General features: G+C 59.3%; 23 protein-coding genes and 2 pseudogenes. 12 read left to right on the forward strand and 13 right to left on the reverse strand.

Annotation, left to right across the window (positions count from 1 at the left end; all coding sequences use genetic code 11):
- Nucleotides 1–81 precede the first annotated feature (81 nt).
- From pdxR to AB4136_RS03985, 6 genes and pseudogenes are all read left to right on the forward strand, one after another.
- A complete protein-coding gene (gene pdxR / locus AB4136_RS03960) occupies nucleotides 82–1569 on the forward strand; it encodes a MocR-like pyridoxine biosynthesis transcription factor PdxR (RefSeq protein ID WP_171020977.1) in 1488 nt (495 codons plus the stop codon).
- A gap of 69 nt (nucleotides 1570–1638) precedes the next feature.
- Nucleotides 1639–1881 carry a type II toxin-antitoxin system Phd/YefM family antitoxin gene (locus AB4136_RS03965; protein ID WP_024925033.1) on the forward strand — a complete coding sequence of 81 codons (243 nt, stop codon included), beginning with the start codon at nucleotides 1639–1641 and terminating at the stop codon, nucleotides 1879–1881.
- Nucleotides 1881–2306, forward strand: a complete 426-nt coding sequence (locus tag AB4136_RS03970; protein WP_024925034.1) for a type II toxin-antitoxin system VapC family toxin — start codon at nucleotides 1881–1883, stop codon at nucleotides 2304–2306. Before AB4136_RS03965 ends, AB4136_RS03970 begins: the two co-directional genes overlap by 1 nt.
- A 42-nt stretch (nucleotides 2307–2348) precedes the next feature.
- Nucleotides 2349–2471, forward strand: a complete 123-nt coding sequence (locus AB4136_RS03975) for a hypothetical protein (protein ID WP_262368500.1) — start codon at nucleotides 2349–2351, stop codon at nucleotides 2469–2471.
- A pseudogene (locus AB4136_RS03980) lies at nucleotides 2453–2815 on the forward strand (efflux RND transporter permease subunit); the annotation flags it as partial. The gene AB4136_RS03975 and the pseudogene AB4136_RS03980, both read left to right, overlap by 19 nt.
- A 271-nt stretch (nucleotides 2816–3086) precedes the next feature.
- Nucleotides 3087–4081 (forward strand): annotated as a pseudogene (locus tag AB4136_RS03985) (IS630 family transposase).
- Between the two features lie 337 nt (nucleotides 4082–4418).
- On the opposite strand, the gene AB4136_RS03990 reads toward AB4136_RS03985, so the two are convergent.
- The 7 genes from AB4136_RS03990 to AB4136_RS04020 all read right to left on the reverse strand — a co-directional run bounded on the left by AB4136_RS03990 (nucleotide 4419) and on the right by AB4136_RS04020 (nucleotide 13441).
- Nucleotides 4419–5945: a hypothetical protein gene (locus AB4136_RS03990; RefSeq protein ID WP_024925037.1), complete on the reverse strand. Its 1527-nt coding sequence runs from the start codon at nucleotides 5943–5945 to the stop codon at nucleotides 4419–4421.
- An 82-nt stretch (nucleotides 5946–6027) separates the two neighbouring features.
- Nucleotides 6028–7089: a Gfo/Idh/MocA family protein gene (locus AB4136_RS03995; RefSeq protein ID WP_275040864.1), complete on the reverse strand. Its 1062-nt coding sequence runs from the start codon at nucleotides 7087–7089 to the stop codon at nucleotides 6028–6030.
- 36 nt (nucleotides 7090–7125) lie between these two features.
- Nucleotides 7126–8571, reverse strand: coding sequence for a hypothetical protein (locus AB4136_RS04000; protein WP_024927301.1), 1446 nt, complete (start codon nucleotides 8569–8571; stop codon nucleotides 7126–7128).
- Nucleotides 8572–9849 (reverse strand): oligosaccharide flippase family protein, encoded by a 1278-nt coding sequence (locus tag AB4136_RS04005; RefSeq protein ID WP_244431339.1) that lies wholly within the window; start codon nucleotides 9847–9849, stop codon nucleotides 8572–8574. It abuts the gene before it with no gap.
- A 97-nt stretch (nucleotides 9850–9946) separates the two neighbouring features.
- The gene (locus AB4136_RS04010) at nucleotides 9947–11923 is read right to left on the reverse strand and encodes an acyltransferase family protein (RefSeq protein WP_171020978.1); all 1977 of its coding nucleotides are present in this window, start codon (nucleotides 11921–11923) and stop codon (nucleotides 9947–9949) included.
- 4 nt (nucleotides 11924–11927) lie between these two features.
- A complete protein-coding gene (locus tag AB4136_RS04015; protein ID WP_137901095.1) occupies nucleotides 11928–13010 on the reverse strand; it encodes an N-acetyl sugar amidotransferase in 1083 nt (360 codons plus the stop codon).
- Between the two features lie 272 nt (nucleotides 13011–13282).
- Entirely contained in the window at nucleotides 13283–13441 is a 159-nt protein-coding gene (locus tag AB4136_RS04020; RefSeq protein ID WP_081766918.1) for a HisA/HisF-related TIM barrel protein, read from the reverse strand.
- Between the two features lie 120 nt (nucleotides 13442–13561).
- Here AB4136_RS04020 and AB4136_RS04025 point away from each other — a divergent pair, with 120 nt between their 5' ends.
- Nucleotides 13562–13984, forward strand: coding sequence for a DUF3883 domain-containing protein (locus AB4136_RS04025; protein WP_024925043.1), 423 nt, complete (start codon nucleotides 13562–13564; stop codon nucleotides 13982–13984).
- 99 nt (nucleotides 13985–14083) lie between these two features.
- Here AB4136_RS04025 and AB4136_RS04030 read toward each other — a convergent pair whose 3' ends face one another.
- Nucleotides 14084–14725 (reverse strand): dihydrofolate reductase family protein, encoded by a 642-nt coding sequence (locus AB4136_RS04030; RefSeq protein ID WP_024925044.1) that lies wholly within the window; start codon nucleotides 14723–14725, stop codon nucleotides 14084–14086.
- A 132-nt stretch (nucleotides 14726–14857) separates the two neighbouring features.
- Here AB4136_RS04030 and AB4136_RS04035 point away from each other — a divergent pair, with 132 nt between their 5' ends.
- From AB4136_RS04035 to AB4136_RS04055, 5 genes are all read left to right on the forward strand, one after another.
- Entirely contained in the window at nucleotides 14858–15190 is a 333-nt protein-coding gene (locus tag AB4136_RS04035) for an ArsR/SmtB family transcription factor (RefSeq protein WP_024925045.1), read from the forward strand.
- Nucleotides 15191–15679 carry an SRPBCC family protein gene (locus tag AB4136_RS04040; protein WP_024925046.1) on the forward strand — a complete coding sequence of 163 codons (489 nt, stop codon included), beginning with the start codon at nucleotides 15191–15193 and terminating at the stop codon, nucleotides 15677–15679.
- 522 nt (nucleotides 15680–16201) lie between these two features.
- Complete coding sequence (locus tag AB4136_RS04045) at nucleotides 16202–16723, forward strand: TetR/AcrR family transcriptional regulator (RefSeq protein WP_441930318.1); 522 nt, start codon at nucleotides 16202–16204, stop codon at nucleotides 16721–16723.
- Between the two features lie 30 nt (nucleotides 16724–16753).
- Nucleotides 16754–18073, forward strand: a complete 1320-nt coding sequence (locus AB4136_RS04050) for a nucleotide disphospho-sugar-binding domain-containing protein (RefSeq protein ID WP_137901097.1) — start codon at nucleotides 16754–16756, stop codon at nucleotides 18071–18073.
- Between the two features lie 206 nt (nucleotides 18074–18279).
- On the forward strand, nucleotides 18280–19095 hold the full coding sequence (locus tag AB4136_RS04055) for an arylamine N-acetyltransferase family protein (RefSeq protein ID WP_244431153.1): 816 nt from the start codon (nucleotides 18280–18282) through the stop codon (nucleotides 19093–19095).
- A 780-nt stretch (nucleotides 19096–19875) separates the two neighbouring features.
- Here the strand turns inward: AB4136_RS04055 and AB4136_RS04060 are convergent.
- From AB4136_RS04060 to AB4136_RS04080, 5 genes are read right to left on the reverse strand one after another with little or no spacing between them, the layout of a single operon-like run.
- Nucleotides 19876–20265, reverse strand: a complete 390-nt coding sequence (locus tag AB4136_RS04060; protein ID WP_287499012.1) for a hypothetical protein — start codon at nucleotides 20263–20265, stop codon at nucleotides 19876–19878.
- Between the two features lie 48 nt (nucleotides 20266–20313).
- The gene (locus AB4136_RS04065; RefSeq protein WP_065997435.1) at nucleotides 20314–21513 is read right to left on the reverse strand and encodes a HEPN domain-containing protein; all 1200 of its coding nucleotides are present in this window, start codon (nucleotides 21511–21513) and stop codon (nucleotides 20314–20316) included.
- Nucleotides 21510–22343: a hypothetical protein gene (locus tag AB4136_RS04070; protein ID WP_065997437.1), complete on the reverse strand. Its 834-nt coding sequence runs from the start codon at nucleotides 22341–22343 to the stop codon at nucleotides 21510–21512. Before AB4136_RS04070 ends, AB4136_RS04065 begins: the two co-directional genes overlap by 4 nt.
- Nucleotides 22340–23218: a nucleotidyl transferase AbiEii/AbiGii toxin family protein gene (locus tag AB4136_RS04075; protein WP_065997438.1), complete on the reverse strand. Its 879-nt coding sequence runs from the start codon at nucleotides 23216–23218 to the stop codon at nucleotides 22340–22342. The genes AB4136_RS04070 and AB4136_RS04075 overlap by 4 nt, the downstream gene beginning before the upstream one ends.
- Nucleotides 23211–23831: a type IV toxin-antitoxin system AbiEi family antitoxin domain-containing protein gene (locus tag AB4136_RS04080; RefSeq protein ID WP_065997439.1), complete on the reverse strand. Its 621-nt coding sequence runs from the start codon at nucleotides 23829–23831 to the stop codon at nucleotides 23211–23213. Before AB4136_RS04080 ends, AB4136_RS04075 begins: the two co-directional genes overlap by 8 nt.
- Nucleotides 23832–24560: the final 729 nt, after the last annotated feature.

Below are 24560 nucleotides of genomic sequence, written 5' to 3' on the forward strand. Positions count from 1 at the left end.
GGCCCAAATATTTGGCCGACAGGATCAAAATCACAGGTCCACTTGGATTTGCTTCCGGGGACCACTCTTGCGGAGGCTAAGGTGACAGTCGAGATTTCTCGAAGGCGCGAAGGCACGGCGCATCTGGTCGACATCGAGGTCGACAGGGCATCGCCCGTACCGCTTGCCCGGCAGCTTTATCTTGCGTTGCGCCAAGGGATCGTCGGTGGCCGTATGCCGCCGGGGGCGCGACTTCCATCCACCCGCGCGGCGTCACGCCTGTGGGGCGTGTCTCGTGGCCTCGTTACCGAGGCCTACGAAACGCTGTTGAGCGAAGGCTATGCGATCGGCCGCACCGGCTCCGGCACCTATGTCTCGAAGGATGTGCCGGAGCGCGCCGGGCGCCCTGGTGGGACGGGATGGGAGCGGCCTGAACCCGGCCGCCTGCTCTCGCGCGCCGCGCGCGCCGTCAGCGCGCCCTCGCCCCAGGTGTCCGAGCCCCCCTTGCAGATACCCTTCGTCATGGGTCGGACACCGCCGGACGCAAGAACACGCGCCGTTCTGACCCGCATCGCCCATCGCCATCTCGGTGCCATGTCGAACCACTACCGAGATCCCCAGGGGGAGGAGGTGCTGCGCGAAGCAGTGGCCGCCTATCTCCTGGCGGCGCGCGGCGTGCGCTGTATGCCCGGCCGCATCTTCATCACGGCGGGCGCGCAGCAGGCGATCGATCTGGCGATCCGCACGCTGATCGATCCCGGCGATTTCGTCGCCGTCGAAGAGCCCTGCTATCCACCGGCCCGACTTGCCTTGACGGTCCATGGCGCAATACTGGCGCCCGTGCCGGTCGACGACGATGGCCTGAATGTCAACGCGCTCGGAGCACTCGCCGCCAAGCCGCGGGCTGTCTATGTGACGCCCTCGCATCAATACCCCACCGGAGCGGTTCTCTCGATGGCGCGGCGCCTGGCGCTCCTCGACTGGGCTGCCGCCACGGGAGCCTGGGTCATCGAAGACGATTACGACAGCGAATTCCGCTATGACGGCCGGCCGCTGGCGGCTTTGCAGGACGTTGATGAGCATCATTGCGTCATCTATGTCGGCACCTTCAGCAAGGCCCTCCTGCCGGGCCTGCGCCTCGGCTATCTGGTGGTGCCGGAGGATCTGGTGCCGGCGTTTCGGGTGATGCGGACACTGCTCGATCGTTTCCCCGCGCCGTTCCAGCAATTGGTGGTCGCCGACTTTCTGGCCGAGGGGCATTTCTCCAGCCATCTGCGACGGCTGCGCGAGGCCTATCGCGCGTCGCGCGACGTACTGGTGTCATTGTTGCGCGCGCGTTTGTCCGATCATCTTGAGGTGAACTCCCCACACCAGGGCGTCCATCTTCTGGCTCGGCCCGGCGCGCAACACAACGACGTCGCGTTGGCGCAAGCGGCGCATCGGCACGGCGTCGCGGTTCTGCCAATTTCGCCAATGCATGTGGCGCCCATGCCTCGTCACGGCCTCCTGTTTGGCTTCTCGGGCTTGACGCATGCCGAGGCCGATCTCGGCACGAAGCGCCTAGCGGCCATGTTCGCGGCTCTCAAATGAGCGCGCCGAACAGCGCGATGGCTCCTCAACAACGATGGCCGCCGATCTCTCACTGGTCAGGAACATGACATGGATGCGATCAATCTGGCGGACGCCAAAGCCCGTCTGAGCGAGTTGGTCGACCGGGTCGAGGCGGGCGATTCGATCGACATCACCCGTCGCGGCAAGACGGTCGCACGGCTTACCGCCGTGGCCAGGCCGCGCAAGCCGATCGATGCCGCGCTGCTCCAATCGCTGACGGCAGCGACGCCGCCCCAGTCCCAGAGCGCCGCTGATCTCGTGCGGTCGATGCGGGACGGCGATCGCTACTGATGCTCTATCTCGATACGTCGCTGATCGTCGCGGCGCTCTCCAACGAAGCAATGACGCCGCGTGTTCAGGCCTGGCTGGCGGAGCAGGATCCGGCGCAGCTTCTGATCAGCGATTGGACCGTCACCGAAATGTCGTCCGCCATGGCGATCAAGCTACGGACCGGGCAGACCGGCCTGGAGCAGCGCGCGGCCGCACTTGCCATGTTCAACAAGCTGATCGCCGAAAGCTTCACCGTGCTGCCAGTGACCGGCGGGCAGTTTCGGGCGGCCGCAAGGTTCGCCGATCAGCATGCCCTCGGGCTTCGTGCGGGCGATGCACTGCGCCTCGCTATCGCGTCGGAGCATGGCGCCACGGTACATGCGCTCGACTGGCGGCTGGCCGACGCCGGGCCGGCAATCGGTGTGCCGGCACAGTTACTGGCATGATCCGGGCCTTCTCCAGATTGGTTGATCAACTTCGGAGCCGTCATGTCTGGTGACTGGTCCGACGAGCAGAACGATGCAATCGTGGCGGACTATTTCGCGATGCTCGCGGACGACATCGCGGGGCAGCCCTATAGCAAGGCTGAGCATACCTGGAACAGGCCGTGACCGAGCTGAAGCAGAAATGCGTCGAAGAAAAGCGGCCGTTCACACGCGCCGATCTTCACCAGGCAATCATGCTGGGCGCGGTGGAGCGCGTGAGGCCCAAGATCATGACGGTCGTCGCGATTATGGTCGGGCTGGTTCCCATCCTGTGGAGCACGGGGGCCGGTTCCGAGGTGATGCAGCGCATCGCCGTGCCGATGATCGGCGGCATGATATCGTCAACCGTCCTGACGCTGATCGTCATTCCGGCCATCTACGGTTTGGTGAAAGCTCGGTGTCTGGTTTCATTACTTCGGATGACCAAACATGCGTCGCGATCCGAACCAGTTCGACTAAATGCTGGCTAAGGCAAACGGCGACAGGTCGATCCTGGCAGTGACACCTCCCACAGCGGCGGCACGACGATCGAGACGCGAAGTCGTTCATCGGACGATCACCAGTTCAAAGTTCTCACGTTCACCTTCTCCAGCTATCTAGCGATTTCAATAGCTTATAGTATCTCAAATTCTGCATCCTTTTTGGCTATAGCTGTTCACGATTTGACAGGATCGAGGGAGATTCCGGATTTCTGTCAGCTTTATGATTCGAGACACAGGCTGGAGTGGGATCCAGCGTCTGATCACCCGATCTCTTTCCAATGCTCTTCGCGAACGGATTGTAGCGACGGTTTTGAGTGGCGAGTCGTCGATCAGCCGCCAAACAGTTCGGTATTGCGATTTCGACGGTAGTAAAGTTGTTGCAGCGCCATCGGATGGCCGGGTCGGTTGCGCCGGGCAAGGTGAGCGGACATCGTAAGAGAGCGCTGGAGCCGCACCGTGCTTTCATCAAGGCCCGTATGCGTGAGACGCCGCATCTGACGCTGTACAGTCCGAAGGATGAGTTGGCCGGTCGCTGAGTCAAGGCCTAGCACAACGCGTCCGCGGCTGTTCCTGCGCAGCGAAGACCTGAGCTTCAAAATACTCTGTTCGCCCTTGAGCCGGCGCGTGCCGATATTGCCCGCAGGGCCAACGATGGCGATCCCAGTAGGTCGATCCAGATCCGCAGCGACTGGTCTTCGTCGATGAGAACTGGGTCAAGGCCAACGTGGCTCGTCTGCGCGATTGGGGCCCGAGGGGCAAGTGGCAGCACACCTTTGCTGCACATGGCCACTGGCGCACGCTGACCTTCCTCGGTGCGCAGTGCTGGGATCAACTCACAGCACCTTGCGTCTTCGACGGACCAATCAACGACTAATGCTTTCGCGCTCATGGCGAGCAGCAGCTCATCACCGAGCTGAAGCCCAGCGACATCGTTGTCATGGACGATCTTGGAGGTCATAAACAGCGGCCATCAGGCGGTTGATCAAGGTTGCTGGCGCCAGACTTTGGTACCTGCCTCCCTACTCGTCAGACCTCAATCCAATCGAGCAGGCCTTCGCCAAGATCAACCACTGGATGCGCCAAACTCAGAAACGGACCGTCGAGGATACTTGGCGCCATATCGTTCAACTTGACGAAGCGATCGAGGCAACACAATGCGACAACTACTCCACAAGCGTAGGATATGAATCCGCCAAAACGCGAAAAGCTCGAGCCGGATCAAGCCGTCAAAATAGTGAAGTCGGCTCCAACTAGCCTAGCGAAACCAAGATGCCCTCAATTCGGCAGTAGCGTCTTGTCGTCAGCAGTTAGCGGCCGGACGCATGCCACCGGAGCACAAAGCCCCTTCCGGCCTGCGCCAAGCGATGCTTTCGCTGCCATCATAACCAGTCGGCTTCTTGGATTTTGCCGCATTTCCGACTATCGGCACTCGTCGCTTCAGCGGGACTGCTTGCCGGCAATCAACTTATTGAGCCAGATTTCGAGATTGCCGACGATGGCGGCAACAAGTGCATTTTTAGTGTCGAGGACATTGGTCTTGACCGCTTCGATCGGATGGAATTCGCACTATGAACCTACTTCAGCGCAGATATCACGAATTGCGGTTTTGGCGGCTCGTGATCGAAATCGTGTGGCCTTCCCGACCAATAGAGGTTAGCTGAACAACCCGGTTCTTCACCATGCCTGTCTGCACTCCCGAGACGAAACCGGAACTACCTCGTCCCAAAATCAGGATCGAGAGGGCAAATATGGCGTTGGTGGGATGGAAGACGCTGCCCCATGTCATCATAAGCCAGACGATTGCCGAGGTTGCCGAGACGGCCCAGATGTCATTCGCCTTGATGTGGCTGTAGCACCTTTCGACGATGAACCAGAAAAACGCCAGCGCCGGCAGACCATAGGTGGCAAGCAGGCGCGTGGGCAGGGAAACAGAGTCTGATCGTGCCTGCCCCACATTGAGTATGGAAGACGCCGCGTCTCTCGCCAGATTGCTACCCTGCCCCATCCAGAAAACACTCTTCAGGAACAGTTGCATATGTTGCTGCCAGATCCATGGACGGTAGAGTTGCCTGTAGATGTCGTCGACCGTGAGATGAGTCTGCCCGCGCAATAGAAGGCGCGATATCGGGCCAATATCCTGAAGGAAGTAAAGCGCGTAAGGCGCCAATACCGTTATGACGACGGCGCCGCCGACCAACAGCGCGGCAAATATCATGCGGAATCTGCTCCGACTCGGAAGTGCGCGAAGGTTAACTTGTGCGAGGCAAAAAAGGCAAAAGCCGATCAACGCCGAGCGTACGAAGGACAGGAAAAGAAAATAGCCACTGACCACGATGGAAACGAGCTTCAGGCCTCTCCAAGCCAGTGGGCTCAATGCCAGCATCATTGCAAACAGCGAGATCGTCCCCGATGCAGCAATGTTGGGGGTAACTGAAATGCGCCATGGGCCGTAGGTTGGCGCGGTTTCACCGGGCAGGATGCCCCAGCCATTCAGATTCAGCCCGTCACGGACTTGGTCTGGCTCGAATACTGGTGGCGGCTTGCGCGCGGGCTCATTCTCGGCGACTGGTGACGGCGCGGGGATGGTGTCCGGTGGCGCGTCAGCTGTATTCTGCGCGCTGTTGGGCGGGGCCTTGAATGCTTGAGCCTCACCTGCGAATTTAGTGTTGAGCCAGGTAACTTCGTTGATCGGCGGTTGGGTGTAAAATCGGACAACGCCGGCTGTGTAGAATGTCAGAAACACTGCCAGCAGTAGATTCAAGTTGACCTTTGCCTCCGAACGGAGAACCCACCCTGAAACCCATACGATGATGACAAGCGGAGGGATGACCGAATAGTCGCCGCCAATAATGGACCAGGCACACCCCAAAAAACCGAGTACCGCAAAGGGCCTGGCCAGGCCAAATACTAGGCTATCGAGAGTTTGCCGCAGACGAAGAAGAGGAAATACGATGGCGGGAGTCACGAGCAGCCAATAGGTCAGACCACTCCGGTTAACGATCTGATCTTGTCCAATGAACAGCGAGAAAAATAGCGAAAGTGCTATAAATATCGCGGTGTCGCCGCCGCCTTTAAACCATCTGGCAGCCGCCAAAATTCGAGTTTCTAGCGTATTCATCGCCCCACATGCTTCTGAATTGAATTCTAGATATCGCACGGCGGTCAGATATCACAAAATTGAGACGGTTACGTAATGCTATTCATGCCAATGGCAGAATTAGATCACGCGGCAACGTGTCTTTCTCAAGATCAATCGTTGCCCCATTGCGGCTATTGGACAGATGGGCGGCGATGAGTGTCCGCATTGTCTGCAAACCGTTCTCGCCAGTGGGGTAATTCACACCGGCTAACAGCGCTTTGACAACAGCTAGCGTAGGAGCCACTGCATCCGCCGGAGTGATGGACTGCACCACCTTGGTGCTCGGCATGCCGTAGCGTGTGGTGGGGAGATCGCGATATTCAGCCTCTCGGGCCACGTATTCGAGACTGCCATCAAGTTCATCGACGCTGATCCGCCCATAACGGCAATTATAGGTCACGTGCAGTCCGAGGCCTTGGTCTCCTGAACAGTCCATGAAGAACCTTTTGCCGGACGGGGTCTGCAGGCGAACGGAGCCCGAGGCATCCTTGAACTGCGCTCCGCGGGGGTTGGGCACGTCGACATCGCCAAACCACGCATTCACAAACGCCGGATTTTCGTCCGTCATCAGACGGAACATCTCGAAATAGTGGGTCCCGTTCATGGCGACGCCAAAATTTCCGGCGCTCACAACAACGCTACCCAGTCCGCCAAGCTCAGGGGAGGCCGCCATCCGCATGGGGATCGTATATTGTTCCATGAAGCGCATCTGGTGATTGATCGCCAGATCGACACCGGCTGCCTTGCAGACGCTGATCATGTTCTCGCATTCGGCGAGACTGGTCGCCATCGGCTTCTCGCATAGAATTTTGCGCGCGCCATTGGCCGCGGCAGTGACGACGAGGTCATGGTGACTAGGGGCCGTCGTGGCGATGACGACCAGTTCAGGCCGCACCTGCTTCAGCATGTCGATGGCCGACAAGTAGCGATGTTTTTCCTCGACGCCGTATTCCTGGCCGACCTTGTTGCAAGTCTCGCGATTGATATCGCTGATCGCTCCCAGAGGCAGTTCGACCTCCCTGAGAACCGACGCGTGTCGCACGCCCATACGTCCAAGTCCAATCAGAGCTGTTCTCAAGGTGTGCAATCCATTGTCAGTGTTCGATGGGTGTTCAGGAGGCACCGGCTGACGACTAAGCCAGTCCCACCTAGTGGTCGATCAGCTTGGCGCTTCCCCAGATCTCGCAGAACTCGGAACGGGGAGATTTTTCAGAAGTCTGGAAAATTGACCGCCAAAATCCGGTTCGAAGAAATAGCGCGACGTGGTTTGCGGCACTACCCCAAACTCGCGCCGAGCGACGATTCGCGCAAGGTCGGATGGCGTCTCGATCAACATGGCGCCCTCCGCCTTCGACACTTCAACCACTGATTCGTAGGTCTCAAGCTGCAATATCCCTGTCGGCGTTCCTAGGCCAAGCGCATCGAAGTGACAGGCCGAAGAAATGCTAACATGGAAATCCGCGCTGGCGATCAGGCTATGGGTGCTGACCGACGATGTTCCGGACTGGATATGGACTCGGTTATCCGCGCAAAAGGCGCTCTCATAGAACATCGTGTCGGCATCGTAAGCGGGGTGCAATCTTACGATCAACTCGAAGTCGGCTGGGCATTCGCGCAGAAATTGGGCGATGAAATCTCGCAGTGCCTGACGCCCGATCCCCTGAGTAGTCAGTGCGATACGCGGAACTTTGTTAGGGAATTTGTTCACTGCGAGCGCGCGAAAGCCCGAAAGCAATGGCGCCCCAACCAGTTCGATACGCCCGTTGACCGCGAGCCAGGTGTCCTTCAGCTGCTCCGCCGCAAAGGCGCCATAGACTGCGAGTTTCGACGGCAATAGCAGTCCCCTGACTTCCTCCGGGGATAGGTCGGAGGGCAGAGCGTTCGGATGAGCTCCACTGAAAACCCCATGCTGCATTTCGACGAAGGAAATTCCCCTGAGCTCGGCAGCGCGGATCAAAGCGAACTGTCCGTTATCTGGACACATTACCGCGCGTGCACCAAACCTTGCCAGAACGATGCGGTAGAGCGTGACCCGCCAAACGAAGACATTGTACAGCCGCGAGAGCACGTGCGGGGAGTAGTGTTCCAGCCCGAGCTCGTTCCGGATCGCTTCGGACAGCTGGTCGAAAGCGGCGTGGCTGCGAACTCTGGGCAGGATGCGCCCGAGTATGGCGCTCAGGGCGATGACGCTGGTATCGTCAAAAGCCGGAGGTGTCGCTGCGTTGTCGACATTGGCCTCGTAACCGGGCGCATCGCAGGACGACATCGTCGAAAAGCGCGAAACAGCGGATCTTAGCTCTTCAAAGTAGACGTCTTCGAAACCGTTTTTCCCCTGCCTGCGGAAGGCGGAATCAAATGTCTTCCCGACATACTCGGCCTTCGGTAGCCATAGGAACTGCCACAAGCCCTTCAATATCCCCGCAACGAGGCGCTGACGTCCGATGCCCGCCCGCTCTAGATTGAGGGCCTGCAATCGCATCGAAACCTCGAACCGAACCAGTTGCCAGAGCGGGATACCGTGAACGCGCTTTTCAAAGGCCTGCGTTCGCTTTTCGAATGCCCTTATGGAGGCGGCGACCTGCATCTCTGTTGGATTGGCTGACATTTAGTCGGTCGTCCTGACCCTTGTGGGAAACAGGGCAGCGAACCAGGGCAAGGGCCGCAGATGCTGCGCGAAGAGAAGGGCTCCAGTAAACATCGTCGCCTGCGCGATCAACTGCGCCACGGCAGCACCGACCAGGCCAAATATGTGCAGGAACAGATAAGACAGGACAGCGCCCAATATTCCGCAACTGATCGTTATGACCGATAGGAATGCTGTCTTTTCTTGATAGAAAATGACATTGGCGACAATCAGGTACATGCCGGCAAAGGCTTGGGCGATCGCGGTTATCCAGATCAATTTGGCGGCCCCACCAAACGCCGGACCAACCACAAGCGGCAATGCCCAGATGGAACCGATGCCGACCGCTATCGCCGAGCACATCAGAAACAGGAAATAGAGCAATGTGTAGCGGGTGATACGGATGTCCTTGGCGGGATCAGCCATCTTGAGGGTTTCGATGAGCCAGGGCGAAATGGCGCGATTGCAGGCATCGGCAATCAGGTAAATTCCCAGACTGATCTGCACCGCGACCAAATAGACGCCTGTCTGGGATATACCGATCACATTGGCGATGAAAATACGATCCACTGACGTCAGCAGCATACCGCCGACGACATGGGGTACCAGTGGCACGCCAAACTTGAGCAGCCCGGCAATGTATTTCCGATCCGGTTCAAGTTTGACCCAGCCGCCGACCGCGAGGGAAACGCTAGCCACGATTCCCAACAGCACAATGGCGGCCGACTGGCCAATCAGTCTGCCTTCCCACGCCAAGGCCAAACCGAGCACCAGAACGATCGACAATCCGGCATCAACCAGGGCTTGGGAAATACGAAAGGTGGCGAAGGAGCCCGCTTGTTTCGCCGACTGATACACCGACAAGCGAATAAGTAGGACGAATTGGAGGGCGGAAACTCCTACACCGATCAACAGCCATTTGCGGGGTAATTGAGTGAGCTCTTCAAGTGGACCCGCCGCCAACAGGACGATGGCGAACACACATGTACTCGTCACGAACAGCAAGATCATCGCATTCCCGATATATCGAGGATAGTCGATCTCCGTACGGTCGAAATATCGCATCCCGACCGCACCATGAGCCGACAGGCCCGTCAGGGCACCGAAAGCGGTGATAACGAGGGCATACATGGCCACCAGGCCGTAGTCGGCGGCCGTCAATACGCGCGTCAGGATCGGTAGCAGCAGCAGGGGAATAGCCGCCGCAAGGATGTTTGTTCCCGAGAACAAGGCGACGGATTTGACCACTTGATGGCGCACGGTTTTCAACGAACTCTATAATTGACCAAGGGTGGCGACTGACACCCGATACCACGACAATCACAGCACACGTAGCCCAAGACGTTCAATTGGCTTCCTACTTGCTCAACAGTCCCAGCGATGTCAGTTGCCTGCCCATCGCCTCGACCAGAAATCGGCCACCCTTGCGGCTTAGGTGGTCCGTATCGGTGTATAACAATTCGCCGTCTGATGCGGTGCGGCAACGGTTGTTCTTGGGGTCGCAAAACGTCTGGTCCGGATAGACAACTGTCAGTCCCGGGCGCCCCGAAAGCGTATCCAATGCCTTGAACAGTCCCCGATGGCGCTCGAAGTATCGTGTGCGACTTGTGGTTATGGGTATGGAACCACGGGCGGCCAAGCGCGCCGCGACACGCGGCACATGCCAGCCAACTTCGGGAACCGGTGCGATGTATATTACCCGTATTCCACGATCGAGAAGGCCGGTGATGGTGCCTGTGAACAACGCCTCGACCTCTGCGATGCGTGTCGGTTCACCTAGGTCTTTCTGGCCCACCGGACGCACTGGGAAAGGCTTGCCGGGCTCGACACCTCCTTCGCCGTTGTCGAATCTCGTCCCTTGGATATAGGCAGTTGTCCGATCCTGTATAATCACGGTCTCAATGTGATCTTTCAGGAGGGTTTCCATGACGTCTTTGGCGAAGCTGGCACATGCTTCATTGGTGTACACTGGCTCTATTCCGACGATGAACGGGCACCCTGGATAGGTCAGCACTTCTCCGGCCAAACCGTTGCGTGCCAACAGTTCCGACACTGAGTCGGACAAGGTCTCGGCATGACTGTCACCCAGCAAGGCCCAGGTGATCGGCGCCGCGGGATCGCCGATGCGGCAGGGTTTGGATACGGTGCTCGTCTTGCAATTCTGTCCTTCGAGCACGGTCGTGCCACGTTGTGCGGAGGCCGCCAGGAGTTTCAACTGTTCCGAATTATACCGTTGCGGCACGCCATGCAGTGCCATTAGGCACAGCGACGTCACGATCAGCGCCACGCTGACCGGCAGCGATAGACGCCACGTCTGCCCAAGCGACATGCCCTGGCGGATGGGGCGTTCGACAAAAAACCATGTCGCGGCGGCGAGAATTATGCACAGCACGACGAGGGACAGACGCGATGCGAGATCAAGATCGGAGAGGAAATAACTACCGGCGAAAGCCAGGACGGGCTGGTGCCAGAGATATAGCGGATACGAAATGAGCCCGAGAAAAACCGCCGGTGGCCATGCCAGCACTCGCGTAGGCCAAGCCTGCTGCCGGGCCGTGCCGAGGACGAGCATGGCACCCAGAACACTGGCCAGGTTGGCCGTATAGTTGCCGCCGAGAATAAATGCCAGGCCGATCAGGACGAGTCCGATCGGGGGCAGAATATCAGTCCATCTCGGCAGATCGAGGCCGTCCCGCCGCCGCTCGTGCCAGAGGCCGACCAGCGCACCAGCCAGCAGTTCCCAGGCGCGAAAGACCGACAGGTAAAACACCTCGGGGCTGGCCGCTGGCAACCTCAAAGCCGCGGCCAGTGACGCTATCATCAGGACGGGGACGGCAAGTGCGAACCATTTTGGCCGCCCGGCCAGAAGGAGCAGCAAGGCAGGATAGAAGAGATAGAACTGCTCCTCGACCGACAGCGACCAGAGATGGATCAGCGGCGTGAGCGACGCGGCTTCCGACCAATAATCCGTGGTGAGGTAGAAGTAGATGTTTGAGACGAAGGCGATACCGGCAATCGCGGATCGGGCAAGCTTGATGAGAGCTTCGGGCGGCAGGACATAGAGGCCGAGTGCCAGTGAACTGGCACAGACCAGATAGAGCGCTGGAAGCAAGCGGCGGACGCGCCGGAAATAGAAGTCCGGCAGGGCGCCGAGGCTGAGGTCCTTGAGCAATATCCGCGTGATCAGATAGCCAGATATGACGAAGAAGACGTCGACGCCGAGATATCCTCCACGCAACCAGATTTTTCCAGCGGTGGCGAGTTCAAAGTGAAATGCCACGACTCCCAATACAGAAATAGCGCGCAGGCCGTCGATTTCAGGACGATAGCGCACGCAGTTAGCCGATCCGAGGACGAATCGTGTTCGCCAGCCGCCTGGCCGGCTCGGATAGACTATGGTTGGTCTTGTAACCCCCGAAGGTCTTGTTAGGGGAGGCAATGATACCTTCCATCTCCTCGGGTTTCAGTCCCGGCTTCTTGGTCACATAGTCGTAGTCTTCCTCGATGAGGTTTTTCGGATGGGCCGCCCCCTGCATCGCGCTCAGCGCCTCGTCATCCGTCATCTGCCCCCAAAGCACGAGATTAGAGTAATATTCCTTGCGCTTGTCGAGTTTGAACTTATTTTGCAAATAGAGTGACTGATAGAATCGTGTATAGATCGGATAGTAGTTCTTGATTCTATAATAGACTCGGGTCGGTCCATTCCGGAGTATATCCATCGTTGCCTTCTTATTGCAGTCTATGAGGTTCAAAATGGATGGGATCTTTATCTTTCGGTCTAAAATGCAGTAAGTTAGACCGATCGGTGAGAAATGCGGATAGCTCTTGGAGCCCAAACAGCCGAAGCGCTTGTACACATTCCTGATGTAAATCCAGCCAAAATAGCCGTAGCCCCATTTCTCCAGCAGGATTGCCTCGGTCACCGAGTTCGTGTCCGTGATGTCATGCCGCAAGCCGTGCTTGGCCGCCTGCGTATAGAGCAACGCGAAAATCGCAAGGTCGGTCGGAATTTCCCCATCGGGCGTGGCGGCTTTGAGGCAAGATAGCTGAAGATCACGAAATTCAATCCAGTCGATGACGTGGGTGCGCAAATCTATGCTCAGCTTCTCCAGCGTCTTCTGGATATTAGCCACCGTGAGTTCGAAATTCCACCCATTGTCGAGATGGATCGCAAAGGGGCGCAGGCCGAGTTTATTGACGATATGGGCGACATGGGTGGTGTCGATGCCACCACTGACGCCGATCACACAATCAAAGGGCTTCCCTTCGCCGACGGCCTTGATCTCGGTCACCAGCGACGCGAACTTCCTGCTCCGCCCTTCAAGCGGCGCGAGGCGCTGTCCGGCTACCCGGTTGTAACGATGGCGGTGGCTGCACACTCCATCGACATCGAAAACGATGTCGGGATCGGTCGTGTCCATGATGCAGCGCGTGCAGGTCCGATATGGCATAGAATTCACAGTGCCCGTTCCCCAGCGCCGCCCCTTTTTGACGATCTTTCACGGTCCCGGGCTCGTAGCGAACGCGATCCAGCTCGAAAGTTGCAGCAGCTGTCCTGATAGCGCGCGCCGTCCTTCAAGCATAGAGTCACCGACGTGTTCGCATCAGATTACCACTTTGAGGTCCGCTTATGACGAATGGGTGATCAAAACGGCACGATGTTGGTCATGGAACATGAACATCGCTCCCGCGTCTACGGCATCAGCACATGGACAACGGCGGAGCCGAAATCGGTCAGCTTGCCTGCCCCACGATTAGCGATCAATGGAATGCTGACGCTGCGCCCGATGTCCTGGATCAGGTTCAGATCGTAACCCTTCATAGTTCCTCCGCACTCGATCAAAGTCGACATGATCTCGCCGCACCCCTGTCCAGCGCATTGCTCGCCTCGGTGGCCGGATTGTGCCTGGTGCCATTGGTGCCCGAATGGCTGCGCGCCTCATATATGCCGAACAGGGTCTCCTTGACGTCGATGGGCCCCACCACCGCGCGACGAGATCGAGCAGATGACTGCTATCGCGCGCTGGGTCGCGCCAGCGAGGAGCGCAACCTCACCCACGAGCGTGCCAGTCTGCCCACCGCCGGCCAGACCGATCTCGCCGAGCGCATCCACTGGGTGTCGCATGTCGATGGTAATGGCGCCTGCTATGACATTCTGAACTTCGATACGGATGGCAGCGATCGGCTGGTCGAGGTGAAGACGACCAATGGATGGGAGCGCGCACCGTTTCACGTCACGCACAGTGAACTGGCGGTTGCCGAGGACCGACGCAGCGATTCGCGATTAGTGCGATTATGGAATTTCGCAAGGGAGCCGCGAGTATTGGAACTGCGGCTACCGTTGGAGGCACATGTTTCGCTGACGGCCGCCAGCTATCAAGCGAGTCTCCTATAGGGGCCGGAACCAGATTGCCGGCACCTGTGCCGACTATTCGAAATAGCCGACATCGGGTCCCTCCGGGCAGTCCATGATCGCGCTGTTCATGTGCTAGGGTTAACGTCGGAATGTCAGGTGGATGACACCGCTCTCCGCTGTTTCCGACGCCACCGTGTAGCCGGATTCCAGCCCACGCAGGTTGTCCCAGAGGCGGATGCCGCGTCCGAGCAGGATCGGGACGATGGCGACATGGAGGCGGTCGACGAGCCCCGCCTTGAGGAAATCGCGGACGGTGCTGGCGCCGCCGCCGACCCGCACATCCTTGCCGCCCGCGACGGCGACGGCCTGCCGCAGCGCTTCGGCCGGCGTGGTCTCGATGAAATGGAATGTCGTGCCGCCAGCCATTTCGATCGAGGGCCGCTTTCTGTGGGTCAGCACGAAGACCGGGCAGTGGAATGGTGGCTCGTCGCCCCACCAGCCCTTCCAGGTCGGATCGTTGGGGAAATTGTGCAGCCCGAACATGCCGGCGCCCATGATCTCCGCACCGATATTGTCGAAATACGCGCGGGCATACTGGTCGTCGATGCCGGTTGTGCCTTGACCGCTGGTGTCCTTGAACAGGCGCTCGCGGAAAGTCCTTGTCGCGATATAGGCGCCGACGAGGCGCATCCAGTCCTCGCCCATCGGCTGCTCGGGCGTCTGGTCCGTCGTTGTCGCGAAACCGTCGAGCGAGATGTTGAGATCGACACGAACTGCCACGGGGGCCTCCTTGCGTGTACTTGCCCGGTGCGGGCTTGATACTAAGGTATGTACCTTTATGTCGAAACGCAAACACTAAGGCAAGTACCTTTTTGTCGTTGACCGATGGCTCCGACCATCTTACGCATACACATGCCTTACCATTCGACCCCTCTCGACCTTGCCTTTCACGCGCTCAGCGACCCGACCCGCCGCGCGGTGGTGTCGCGGCTGGCCGAGGGCGAGGTGCCGGTCAGCATTCTGGCCGAACCGTTCGACATGGCGCTGCCCTCCTTCGCCCAGCATCTCAGGGTGCTGGAGGAGTGCGGGCTGATCGCCAGCGAGAAGCGCGGGCGCAGCCGCTGGTGCCGGCTGGTGAAGGCGCGCTTCGACGAGGCGGCGAACTGGATGGAAGCGGAGCGCCGGAACTGGGCCATGCGGCTGGAGCGGCTGGAAGTCTACCTGGACACGACGGACGAGGGATGAATGAAAGACGTGGCAAGCCCGTTCGAGAGCTGGTCGCTCGATCGCGAGATCGTACTGGTCAAGCTGCTGAACCACCCGCGCAGCAAAGTGTTTGCCGCCTGGATGAGGCCTGAGGCGCTCGCCCAATGGTTTGGCCCGACCGCCGTCAAGATCGAGAGCCACGAAGCCGATATCCGCGAAGGCGGGATCTGGCGTTTCGACATGGTGGGCACATTCGAGGGCAAGCAGCAGCGCTTCCCCAATCTCATGCGCTTTCTGGAAATCGTGCCGAACGAGCGGATCGTGATGGATCATGGCACGCCCGACCCCGACGACCCCAACCGGTTCCGCGTCACGGTGACCTTCGACGAACAGGCCGACGGCAAGACGGTGCTGACCATGCGCCAGCTCCACCCCAGCCGCGAACGGCGTCAGGTGGTCATCGGCTTCGGCGCGGTGGAATACGGGCTGCAGACGCTGGACGGCCTCGCAGCCTGGCTGGATGGGTGAGCCATTGGCGACCCCGATGGTCGGCACTCATTGAGGGCGCACATCCAGCGAAGAGGTTAACCCGTCTGGATCTCTGGCCAATGCAGCCTAAGTGGTAGCTGCAAACACCGATTCCGAGACGATCTCGCGCCCAATATCACCGCCACGCATGTGGCTTTGTCGCTGATCAGCGCGGTCAGATTGCAATCTACGATCCCACACGCACCGCTTGTTCCGAACAGCCCCACACCTGTCCGTCCCGTTGTCCTGCAAATACCGAGCAAGCCCTTTCCGCCTCGATGCTCCCGCCCGCGATGCCATCAACGGGCCACGCAACGTTGCAGGAGCGGTCTTTCCAGCAAGCACGCCGACTACTACCTAACAGTGCAACGCCGCGAGCGGCCAACCCGTATTGACGTCTCCTTAATTTCGCGTTACACAACGTAACATCAAATAAGGGGCGACTTGATGTCTCCGCGAGCCTATCGTCAATCAGCGCGCGCCGAAGCGGTCCAGGATACCGAGCAGCAGATTGTCGAGGCCTTGACCGCGCTCCTCGCAGAGCGCTGGTTCGACGAGATCACTCTCGACGACATCGCCGCAACGGCCGGCACCACTCGCCAAACCGTGATACGGCGTTTCGGCAGCAAGACCGGCGTGCTCAGCGCCATGGCGGCACAGATGGACGTCTCGATCCAAGACCAACGCTGGAGCACTCCGGCCCAAGGCGTGGCGGATATCGTCACACTCCTGATGGACGATTACGAGCGCACCGGCGACATCATCGTGCGAACGCTGAGCCAGGAAGTGCGCATTCCCGAATTCGCTGCCGTCCTCGATCGTGGACGCAGGGGTCATCGCGAATGGATCGAGGACATGTTCAAGGCCTGGCTCGATAAACTCGACGCCCAGGCTCGCGGAGATAGGCTCGCGCAGTTGCTGGTCCAGACCGATGTTTGGGTCTGGCATCTGCTGCGCCGGGCGCAAGGACATTCGGCCGCAGAGACACACCGCCTCATGACGCAGGCGATTGAGCGTCTGCTGCGTGAGGACAAGACAAACTGATCCGGTCTCTTTCGAGAAAGGACCAAGGCAATGATGAACGCGACAGATGCGAGGTCCAACCTGCGCATCTTGGCGGTCTGCTGGGAAGGCGGCGGCAACGTGCCGCCGACACTCGGAGCTGTACGCGCGCTCGCCGGCCGGGGGCACAACGTCCGTCTGATTGCCGACGACACGATGCGAGCGGAGGTGATCGACGCAGGCGCCCGGTTCCTGCCATGGAAGCGCGCGCCGAACCGTTCTGATCGCTCACCCGAAAGCTGTTATGTGCGTGATTGGGAAACCTCCGATCCGTTGGCCGGCTTCCAAAGAGCATGCGAAAGGGTATTCGTCGGACCGGCGCAATTCCACGCCGAGGATATTCTCGAAGCATTGGCAACAGAGCCGGCCGATATCCTTCTCGGCGCGGATATGCTGTTCGGCAGCATGCTCGCGGGTGAAATCGCGAAAGTTCCGACGGCTCTGCTCGCGAGCAACATCTCGCTCTGGCCTCTTCCGGGACATCCGCCGTTCGGTCCAGGCTTTCAGCCTGCCCGGTCGGTTGCGGACAGAACACGCGATGCCGAGGTTTCAGCGACGGCCGAGCGGCAATGGGACGGCTTCCTGCCTTGCCTCAACGCGACGCGTGCTCATTTCGGGCTTGCGCCGCTGTTCCATGTCCGCGAACAGCCCTTGAGCGCTGGTCGCCATCTTCTTGCTACCAGCAGAAGCTTCGATTTTCCCACCGAACACCTGCCGGACCATGTACGCTATGTGGGGCCGCTGCTGGAGATGCCGAGCTGGGCCCACGAACGCTGGACGAGCCTGCCTGCGCGCGAGATGCGGCCCCTCGTGCTCGTTTCGTTCAGCACCACCAATCAGGGGCAGGCGGACGTACTCCAGCGGGCGATATCCGGTTTGGCCGGAGAGCCGGTCGACGTGGTCGTCACCCTCGGCAAGGCCCTCGAGGGGCTTCGTCTTCAATCGTCGGCGAACGCTACTATTCTTCCCAATGCAGCGCATGACGAAATCCTGACCAAAGCCAGCGTCGTCGTTACTCACGGCGGGCACGGCACGGTCTTGCGATCACTGAGCCACGGCGTTCCCCTCGTTGTTCTCCCGATGGGACGTGATCAGAACGACAATGCCGCGCGTGTGGACTATCACGGTGTGGGCCTGCGCCTCGATCCTTCGGCATCCCCGCAAATGCTTGGCGAGGCCGTGCGGCGCATCCTTTCAGAATCGAGCTTTTCCGAGCGGGCGTCGGCCCTTAGGCGCGCTATCGCCGAGGAAGGCCCGGGGCCTGCACGGCTTGTCGCGGAAATCGAGGACTTCGTCTTGAGATATTCACAAGGAGCCCTGTCGGCCGCGTGATCGGCCTCAGCATTTGCAAGCAGGAACACCGACCGGACTAACTCAAAACCCGTTTTCCCTACCGACGCCGTTGCCTTCCGCACTGGCGAACGGGGAGCTGTTGTCAATTCGCCCGACGGAGCCCCGAAAAACGGCATCGGAATCTCGAAAACGGTTCGATCAAAGGAACCCGAAGGATGACGTACGTCTCTCCAAGCGAAAATGGAATGATCCTGACATCCAGCCAATTGGATACCTATCTCGCCAAGATCGGGGTTGACCGGCCGGCGTCTCTCGACATCGAAAGTCTGTCGAGACTTCACCGCGCCCATCTGATGGCCTTCACCTGGGAGGCAATGGATGCCTTCATGGGATGGCCGTGCACGATCGCACCGGCTGCCGCCTTCGCCAAAATGGTTGAGGGCAAGCGCGGTGGCTGGTGCTACGAGATGAACGGTTTGTTCGGCGCGGCACTCGCCGCGCTCGGTTTCACTGTCACCCGTCTTTGCAGCGGCGTCGATCGCGAAATCATGGGCGACCTCGTCATCGGCAATCATCTGGCCCTGCGCGTCGATCTCGACCGGCCGTATATTGCGGACGTCGGCCTGGGCGACGCCATAGTCGAACCTGTGCCGCTTGCCGTTGGACCGATCAGCCAACGCGGTTTCGAATTTTCGATCGCGCCGGCGAACGACGGCTGGCTGCGCTTCAAGAACCATGCGCGCGGCATGGCGCACAGCTTCGATTTCCGGCCCGATTACAGCGACGAGGCCGCCATGGCCGCGACGCTTGGCTGGCTGACGCAAGATCCCGGCTCGCCGTTCACAAACGCGCTGGCGCTCATTCTGCATACTGCGGATGGCTATGTCGCCCTGAAGAACGATTGCCTGCGCAGCGTGACGGCAGACAGCGTCAGCGAACAGTCCATCACGAGCGCGGATCATCTCGCCGATACGTTCAAGACGGTTTTCAACATCGAGGTTCCCGAGTCTGGACGCGTCTGGGAAAAAATCCAGGCCGTCGGCCGCGAGATGGCGATCTGAACTCAAAATAATCGTCCGTGCGAACTTCAACTGGAAGTTTTGACGTCTTCCAGCAGGAGAAGCTCCAACAAAGCTGGCTCCGGTACAAGAAGCCGCTTTGCTTCGCTCGGCGGGCCCACAAATCGAAGGAGCGAGTTTCAAGAGGGAAGCCAAGCCGCTCAACGAGAGTGAGGAACAGACGAAATGACAGCGGCGCAGCAGCGCAAATCGCCGCCGAACCTACGCTGTTGCCGCTGTTATGCCCGTCATTCCCATTCGATTATTTAGATATCCTATAAGGCACTGAAATCATTGTCAAATATTTCTCGATATGCTTCCAATTCCGACATAAAAGCCGTCAAAAAATCACGCTATTGATTTTAAAGAGAAAATTGTCACAAAAAAATTTTTGAGGTTTCAGCAACTATCGGTGCCAATCGGCTGATTTTCGCTCTGACGGTGTTCGGTCGCACAATCGACTCGATCGCAAAAAGTACCGTCAGTTCAATCTATCACGCCCCGCTGGAGCGATCCATCCATCGCAAACCAAAAGAGCTGGCCTGCTCCATTGGCACTTGGTCACGCCATCATTCATGCAAGCCCCAGTTTCGATCAGGGTCGTTGCGTCGATTGTCGGCCTCCGGCGGGACCGTCTCGGAGTGCTGGGGCTGACCATCCGATCCTGTCCAGTCAAACCGAACGCGCCAACCGGTGCTCTTCCCGCTATTGCTTTGGTAGCCGATGACTTGCTTGGGCACCGTGATGCCCGCTAATACCATCGAACCTGATCCGGTGCCAATGTTAGCAATAAACACGCTGTCGATCAGGCGATGATCCGTGAGATCGCGCTCTAGAATGAGCGATGGGCTTTTTGATCGCTTGCTCCCTCCTCCTTCTCTCCGCGAGTTGCTCCCTAAGTTTGTCCCCTTCGGCAAGATAAGCCTCTGCTTCCGGTGCATTCGTTGGCGTACAGCCTCTCTTCATCGGAAGGCGTCCCTTCTGGTAGGCTGAGAGGATCGCCGCCGCCGCATCAGGACCAACCTCAAGAACAAGATCGAGCCAATTCCTTTCGCGTGTGTAGATGTCGGCGCGCTCAGCTTTCGACAGAACCCCTCCTTCAAGGACGAGCCTTCTCGTCTTAATGGGCATGATGCCAGGCAGGCCAGCAAGGAAGTCCGTAAGAGAGCGCATCGCCGATTCCTATTGAGTCATTCCTGGGCCACTAGAGCAGCCGATGTCTTACTGCTGTCGATCGTACAAGATCGCGTCAGCCTTCGCCCCCAGTGTCAGGCTCGTCCAATCCGGAAAACTGCCACGCTGAAGGATGGCCTGCATGACACGGACAACAAGCTGATCGGCGAGATCGAGATCGACCTTGGACTTTGGCGGAAGCACACCCGAGTGGACCGCGTCTGACCGAGCCTTGTATAGATGCTTCATCTCATCGAAGATCTTGGTCCGCTCGACGGCACCCTCACCCAAGAGCCAGGCGGCGCGACTGCCAATCTTATAGGTGATTTCGGTATTCGACGTTCCGAGATCGTGCATCAGCACGATTTCCGCCGCCATGCCCAAATCGAGAGCGCGATCGACAGGATGAATTGCCAGCCGCGAGCGCCCGAGCCGGTCGATTGCACGGGGAAGGCTGTCTCCCTCGGTTAATGCCGCTAGCTGCCCGAAGGCGGTCTTGATCGTCGCCAAATCCGCTGGGAAAGCCACGAGCGGGTGAGCCGCAAACGGGCGGCCTGACATCGTGCCATCAGCCGACAGCAAAGCGCGGCGATCCGACAGAATTACCGACATCGGCAACTCGACCCCGCCACTGGAGCCAAGCAAACAGGCGAGCCGAAAACGACGGCGGATTGCATCACGCGCCGATGAGGCGGGCTGTGTTATGCTGGTCCCGGCTGGCCCATTTGCTTCAGACGGGTGTTGTTCGAAGGCTGGCGTTACCTTGTAGGACTGGACGAGGAAGCCGGTTCCGGTGGGCATGCTCGGCCACGAATATCGCCAGGGGTAGTCGAACGCGCTGAAGATGTCGGCCGCCGGCGGCACAAGGCGAACACCATCGCCCAATTCACAGGGCTCGTTGATTTCGATGCCAAGCACCGGCGAAACTTCCTCGTAGACTGCGGCATTCCGCGACACTTCGTTCGTGAAGAGTGCAACGATATCTTCCGGCGCTATTTTTTCGACGAGCCGGTCAATCGCCCATTCACCGAAGCGGCCTCCGACGAGAGAGCCGCCGCCGTCGCCACTGAACACCCAACACGTCGCGAAATCGGAGAACGGCTCTGCGCGGGAGAGATATTGATCGACACGATGCTTCGCCTCGTCGCGCCAGAGTGAATAGTCGCTGCCGCGGTGAATCTCGGCGAGTTCTCCAGCTATCCCACGCAGGAAGGCTACCGCGTCGGATGCAGTGTCCGCTCTGCTCATTCCTTGTCCCACCGACCGAGGTTCACGTCGACGAAGCCGACCGGGTAGCCCCGAGCCAAGACGCCGAAGCTGGGCTCGCCTTCGCTATGAACGGCGAGGACATGCTCGGGACCGAGCGGCTGATGTGTGTAGAGGTCGAACGCATGTTTGTCCGGCCGGCAGCCGAGCAACCGGCCAAAGGTGGCAACCACTGCCTCAGCCGCCGAATAACCATGGCGGGAATGGACGAGCGGCATGGCAATCTCCAGAACGCGCGGCCGACCGATCTGCTTCAGCATGTCCTGAAGTACCGCGTCTCGCTGCCAGAAATAGGCCGACTCGCCGCCCCAGCTCTCGAGGAGCAATTCAACGCCGCTGTCTTCGACGTTGACGGGATGCGAGACCATCCAGAACTTGTTGGAGCGGGCGTCGAGTTGATCGCTTTGGTACGGGCTGTCGGCGAACAAGCGATCTGCGACCTCTTGGCTGAAGGCGCCAGCAGCGACTTGCGCCGCGAAGCGTGATCGGATGGTGTCGAGGCTGGATGGATAAATGCCGCCTTGCCGGAGAATGTCGACTTCTGCGTCGGTCAAGCGGGTATAGTGCCAGGCGCGGATCGTGCGAACTTCCATCAGCCGCATGATATGCTCCTTCACCCAAATGAACTCGCCCGCGTAAGGATTTTCGGGATGGGGCATGGTGTGATCGGAGGTCTCACGCTCCAGCCATTGGCGGCGCGAGGTGAGCATGTAGTTGCGGATGACATCGGCGTGGGCGTCGAGGTCGCCGCGCAACTCGCGGTCGAAGGTTTCGACGTCCCAGACGTCAATGATGGCGACGCCGTCAGTCATGCCTCATTCCCGTTTCTTGCTACGATCCGCGCGCATGACGGGCCGACCAACTCCCAAACCCCTTCGATGATCGATTCCAGCGAAACAGCGTCGAGTTCGAGCGACGCGGCGTAAGCACGCCATTGCCGTTGCTTCCCTTCGTCGCCAAACATGTCGACCGAGAGTCCTGGTGGACGCTCTGTCGGGATCGGCGTTCGACGGCGTTCGAACGTCGCGCGAATGGCCGCGTCTAGATCATCAGCGGAAATGTCGATCGCGCGCGGTATCGCCCATAGGTCGTAATAATCCTTCATGCGTCCGTTTAGGACGCCAAGCGCCACCATCGCCTGGAATTTCTCGGCAATCACTGTGGCGGGCGGATAGGAACGAACCTGCGGAGCGGGAAAATCCAGCAAGGCCGGATAGTCGAGCCGCTGCGTCGCATCGGCCATGGCGTCCCCGACGCCGATGTCGATTGTGACGGGGATGCGCGTTCTTTCGAGATAGGCAGCGGTCTTGAGGCGAATGCCGCCGTATTCCATCTCCTCTCGAATGACGGTCGCAGCGAGCGCATCGACGTCGAAGACGAGTCCATCGTCGCTCTTAGCCGCCATGATCTCCCCGAAGTCGGCGATCAGGCGGCCCGGATCGGCGTCCCCGAGCCCGAGAAAGTCCGCATCCCGCGTCACCCGGTTGTCGTCCGTCACCCAGACCGTGACCAGCATGCCGCCTTTTAGGACAAAACGGTCCTGATGCGCCGAGATCGACAGGCGGTAGAGCAGCCGTTCGAGTGCGAACCGCACCAGCAGGATATCGAATACGCGGCCTTCCTTGCGGGCGATATTCAGCAGCCGGTCCTTGACCGACTTCGCCATATTCGTCGGTGCTTTAGCCATTGGAGGTGAGCGCCTCGATATAGGGTTGCATCACCTTCCAGGCGCCGCCGGCCTTCGCGGCCTGGGCGATTGCGCTCGGAGTTGCCTTGCGTTGCTGAAGAGCAGCGCGCAGGCCCTCTACAGCGACTGATCGATCGACCAGTTTGGGGTTTCGGAACAGGTCGGCAAGGGTCTTCGGGATCGAATAGACCGGGACATCGAGTCCGGCGATAGCATGATGCTCGATGCCCTGTCGCAGATAAGGCGCCGTGAAGCGGACCATACGCAGCGGCGGATAGGACTGCACGGGCGCCCAATCGCTCGTCCCGATCGCCACCCAAACGCGCCGTGGCATCTGGTCGGTCAGTTCATGGAAGGCGAGCGCCGACACCAGTGCAATCACGCCTTTGGGGACGCGCATGATGGCTTCAGCGAGGATCTGGTTCTCTTCGACTTCCGCACCACGCTTCTGATAAACTCCGCGCGAGATACGCTCGACTTCCCCGCTCTCGACGGCGCGCGCTATCGTTTGCGCGCTGATGCCAGCCTCACGCAGTTCATGCGCATGCATCATGCTGCGCGCATCGAGCATGCTTCTGAGCTTCGCCTTTTGTGAATCTTGCGCCGAGGGCATGTTACAAATCCTCCAATCGACCGCAATCTTATCAGAGGTTTTGTCACGCGCCATCCCTGAGACGCCGATCGCCCACCGACGCACAACATGAATTTCTCAGCCGCGAGCCGCTTTGCCTGATGCTTCGGGCAAGCCAGACCCGACAGGTTCAATGCGAGCAACATAAACGAGGGCGAAAGCCTTCCTCTGCGCCCGAGCCAAAGTCTCTGCCACCCCCTTCTGCGAGGAGACCCCGCAACGCCAAGAGAGTGAGAGTGCAGGCCGGGTTTGCCGTGACGGTTTCACCCCCGCCGATTTCCTGGACGTCGCCGCGCACCGCCGTCGATCAACTGCAGCCAATGGCTCCGAATTATGTTTCATTTCTGGTTCGTCGTCAGTGGTGGAAAAGTGCTGGATGGCATCTAAAAAAGCGAACCACCTATCATTCGATCACTTGTGGAAATAGACCGGCGCGCACCTGCTACGGACTGGCGAAGCGAAGCAATAGCCTTCCGAGTTGACGTGATGGACAATGATGTGGTCCGCAACCGGCCCGCCTGTTCGTCCGGCTGGTTCCGAAGTTTGGAAATGGATACGGTACTGAGTTCACCCAACTCATCGGGAACCTAGTCGGTGACTTTCGCATCAGGGTTCGTGCCAATCACCACGGAATCGAGACCCTGGTTTTTGCGCAAAGGGGACTTGGTTGAAAGTGTTGCAGGGCACGTCGGGTGGTGGGCCTTCTTGGTC

The sequence above is a fragment of the Mesorhizobium sp. 2RAF21 genome (assembly GCF_052115345.1).
Classification (GTDB): Bacteria; Pseudomonadota; Alphaproteobacteria; order Rhizobiales; family Rhizobiaceae; genus Mesorhizobium; species Mesorhizobium terrae.

Coding starts and splice junctions, on each gene's coding strand:
- AB4136_RS03965 (WP_024925033.1), top strand. CDS start 1,639: ATGGATGCGATCAATCTGGCGGACGCCAAAGCCCGTCTGAGCGAGTTG.
- AB4136_RS03970 (WP_024925034.1), top strand. CDS start 1,881: ATGCTCTATCTCGATACGTCGCTGATCGTCGCGGCGCTCTCCAACGAA.
- AB4136_RS03975 (WP_262368500.1), top strand. CDS start 2,349: ATGTCTGGTGACTGGTCCGACGAGCAGAACGATGCAATCGTGGCGGAC.
- AB4136_RS03990 (WP_024925037.1), bottom strand. CDS start 5,945: ATGAATACGCTAGAAACTCGAATTTTGGCGGCTGCCAGATGGTTTAAA.
- AB4136_RS04000 (WP_024927301.1), bottom strand. CDS start 8,571: ATGTCAGCCAATCCAACAGAGATGCAGGTCGCCGCCTCCATAAGGGCA.
- AB4136_RS04015 (WP_137901095.1), bottom strand. CDS start 13,010: ATGGACACGACCGATCCCGACATCGTTTTCGATGTCGATGGAGTGTGC.
- AB4136_RS04020 (WP_081766918.1), bottom strand. CDS start 13,441: ATGTCGACTTTGATCGAGTGCGGAGGAACTATGAAGGGTTACGATCTG.
- AB4136_RS04025 (WP_024925043.1), top strand. CDS start 13,562: ATGGGCCCCACCACCGCGCGACGAGATCGAGCAGATGACTGCTATCGC.
- AB4136_RS04035 (WP_024925045.1), top strand. CDS start 14,858: ATGCCTTACCATTCGACCCCTCTCGACCTTGCCTTTCACGCGCTCAGC.
- AB4136_RS04040 (WP_024925046.1), top strand. CDS start 15,191: ATGAAAGACGTGGCAAGCCCGTTCGAGAGCTGGTCGCTCGATCGCGAG.
- AB4136_RS04050 (WP_137901097.1), top strand. CDS start 16,754: ATGATGAACGCGACAGATGCGAGGTCCAACCTGCGCATCTTGGCGGTC.
- AB4136_RS04055 (WP_244431153.1), top strand. CDS start 18,280: ATGATCCTGACATCCAGCCAATTGGATACCTATCTCGCCAAGATCGGG.
- AB4136_RS04060 (WP_287499012.1), bottom strand. CDS start 20,265: ATGCGCTCTCTTACGGACTTCCTTGCTGGCCTGCCTGGCATCATGCCC.
- AB4136_RS04065 (WP_065997435.1), bottom strand. CDS start 21,513: ATGAGCAGAGCGGACACTGCATCCGACGCGGTAGCCTTCCTGCGTGGG.
- AB4136_RS04070 (WP_065997437.1), bottom strand. CDS start 22,343: ATGACTGACGGCGTCGCCATCATTGACGTCTGGGACGTCGAAACCTTC.
- AB4136_RS04075 (WP_065997438.1), bottom strand. CDS start 23,218: ATGGCTAAAGCACCGACGAATATGGCGAAGTCGGTCAAGGACCGGCTG.
- AB4136_RS04080 (WP_065997439.1), bottom strand. CDS start 23,831: ATGCCCTCGGCGCAAGATTCACAAAAGGCGAAGCTCAGAAGCATGCTC.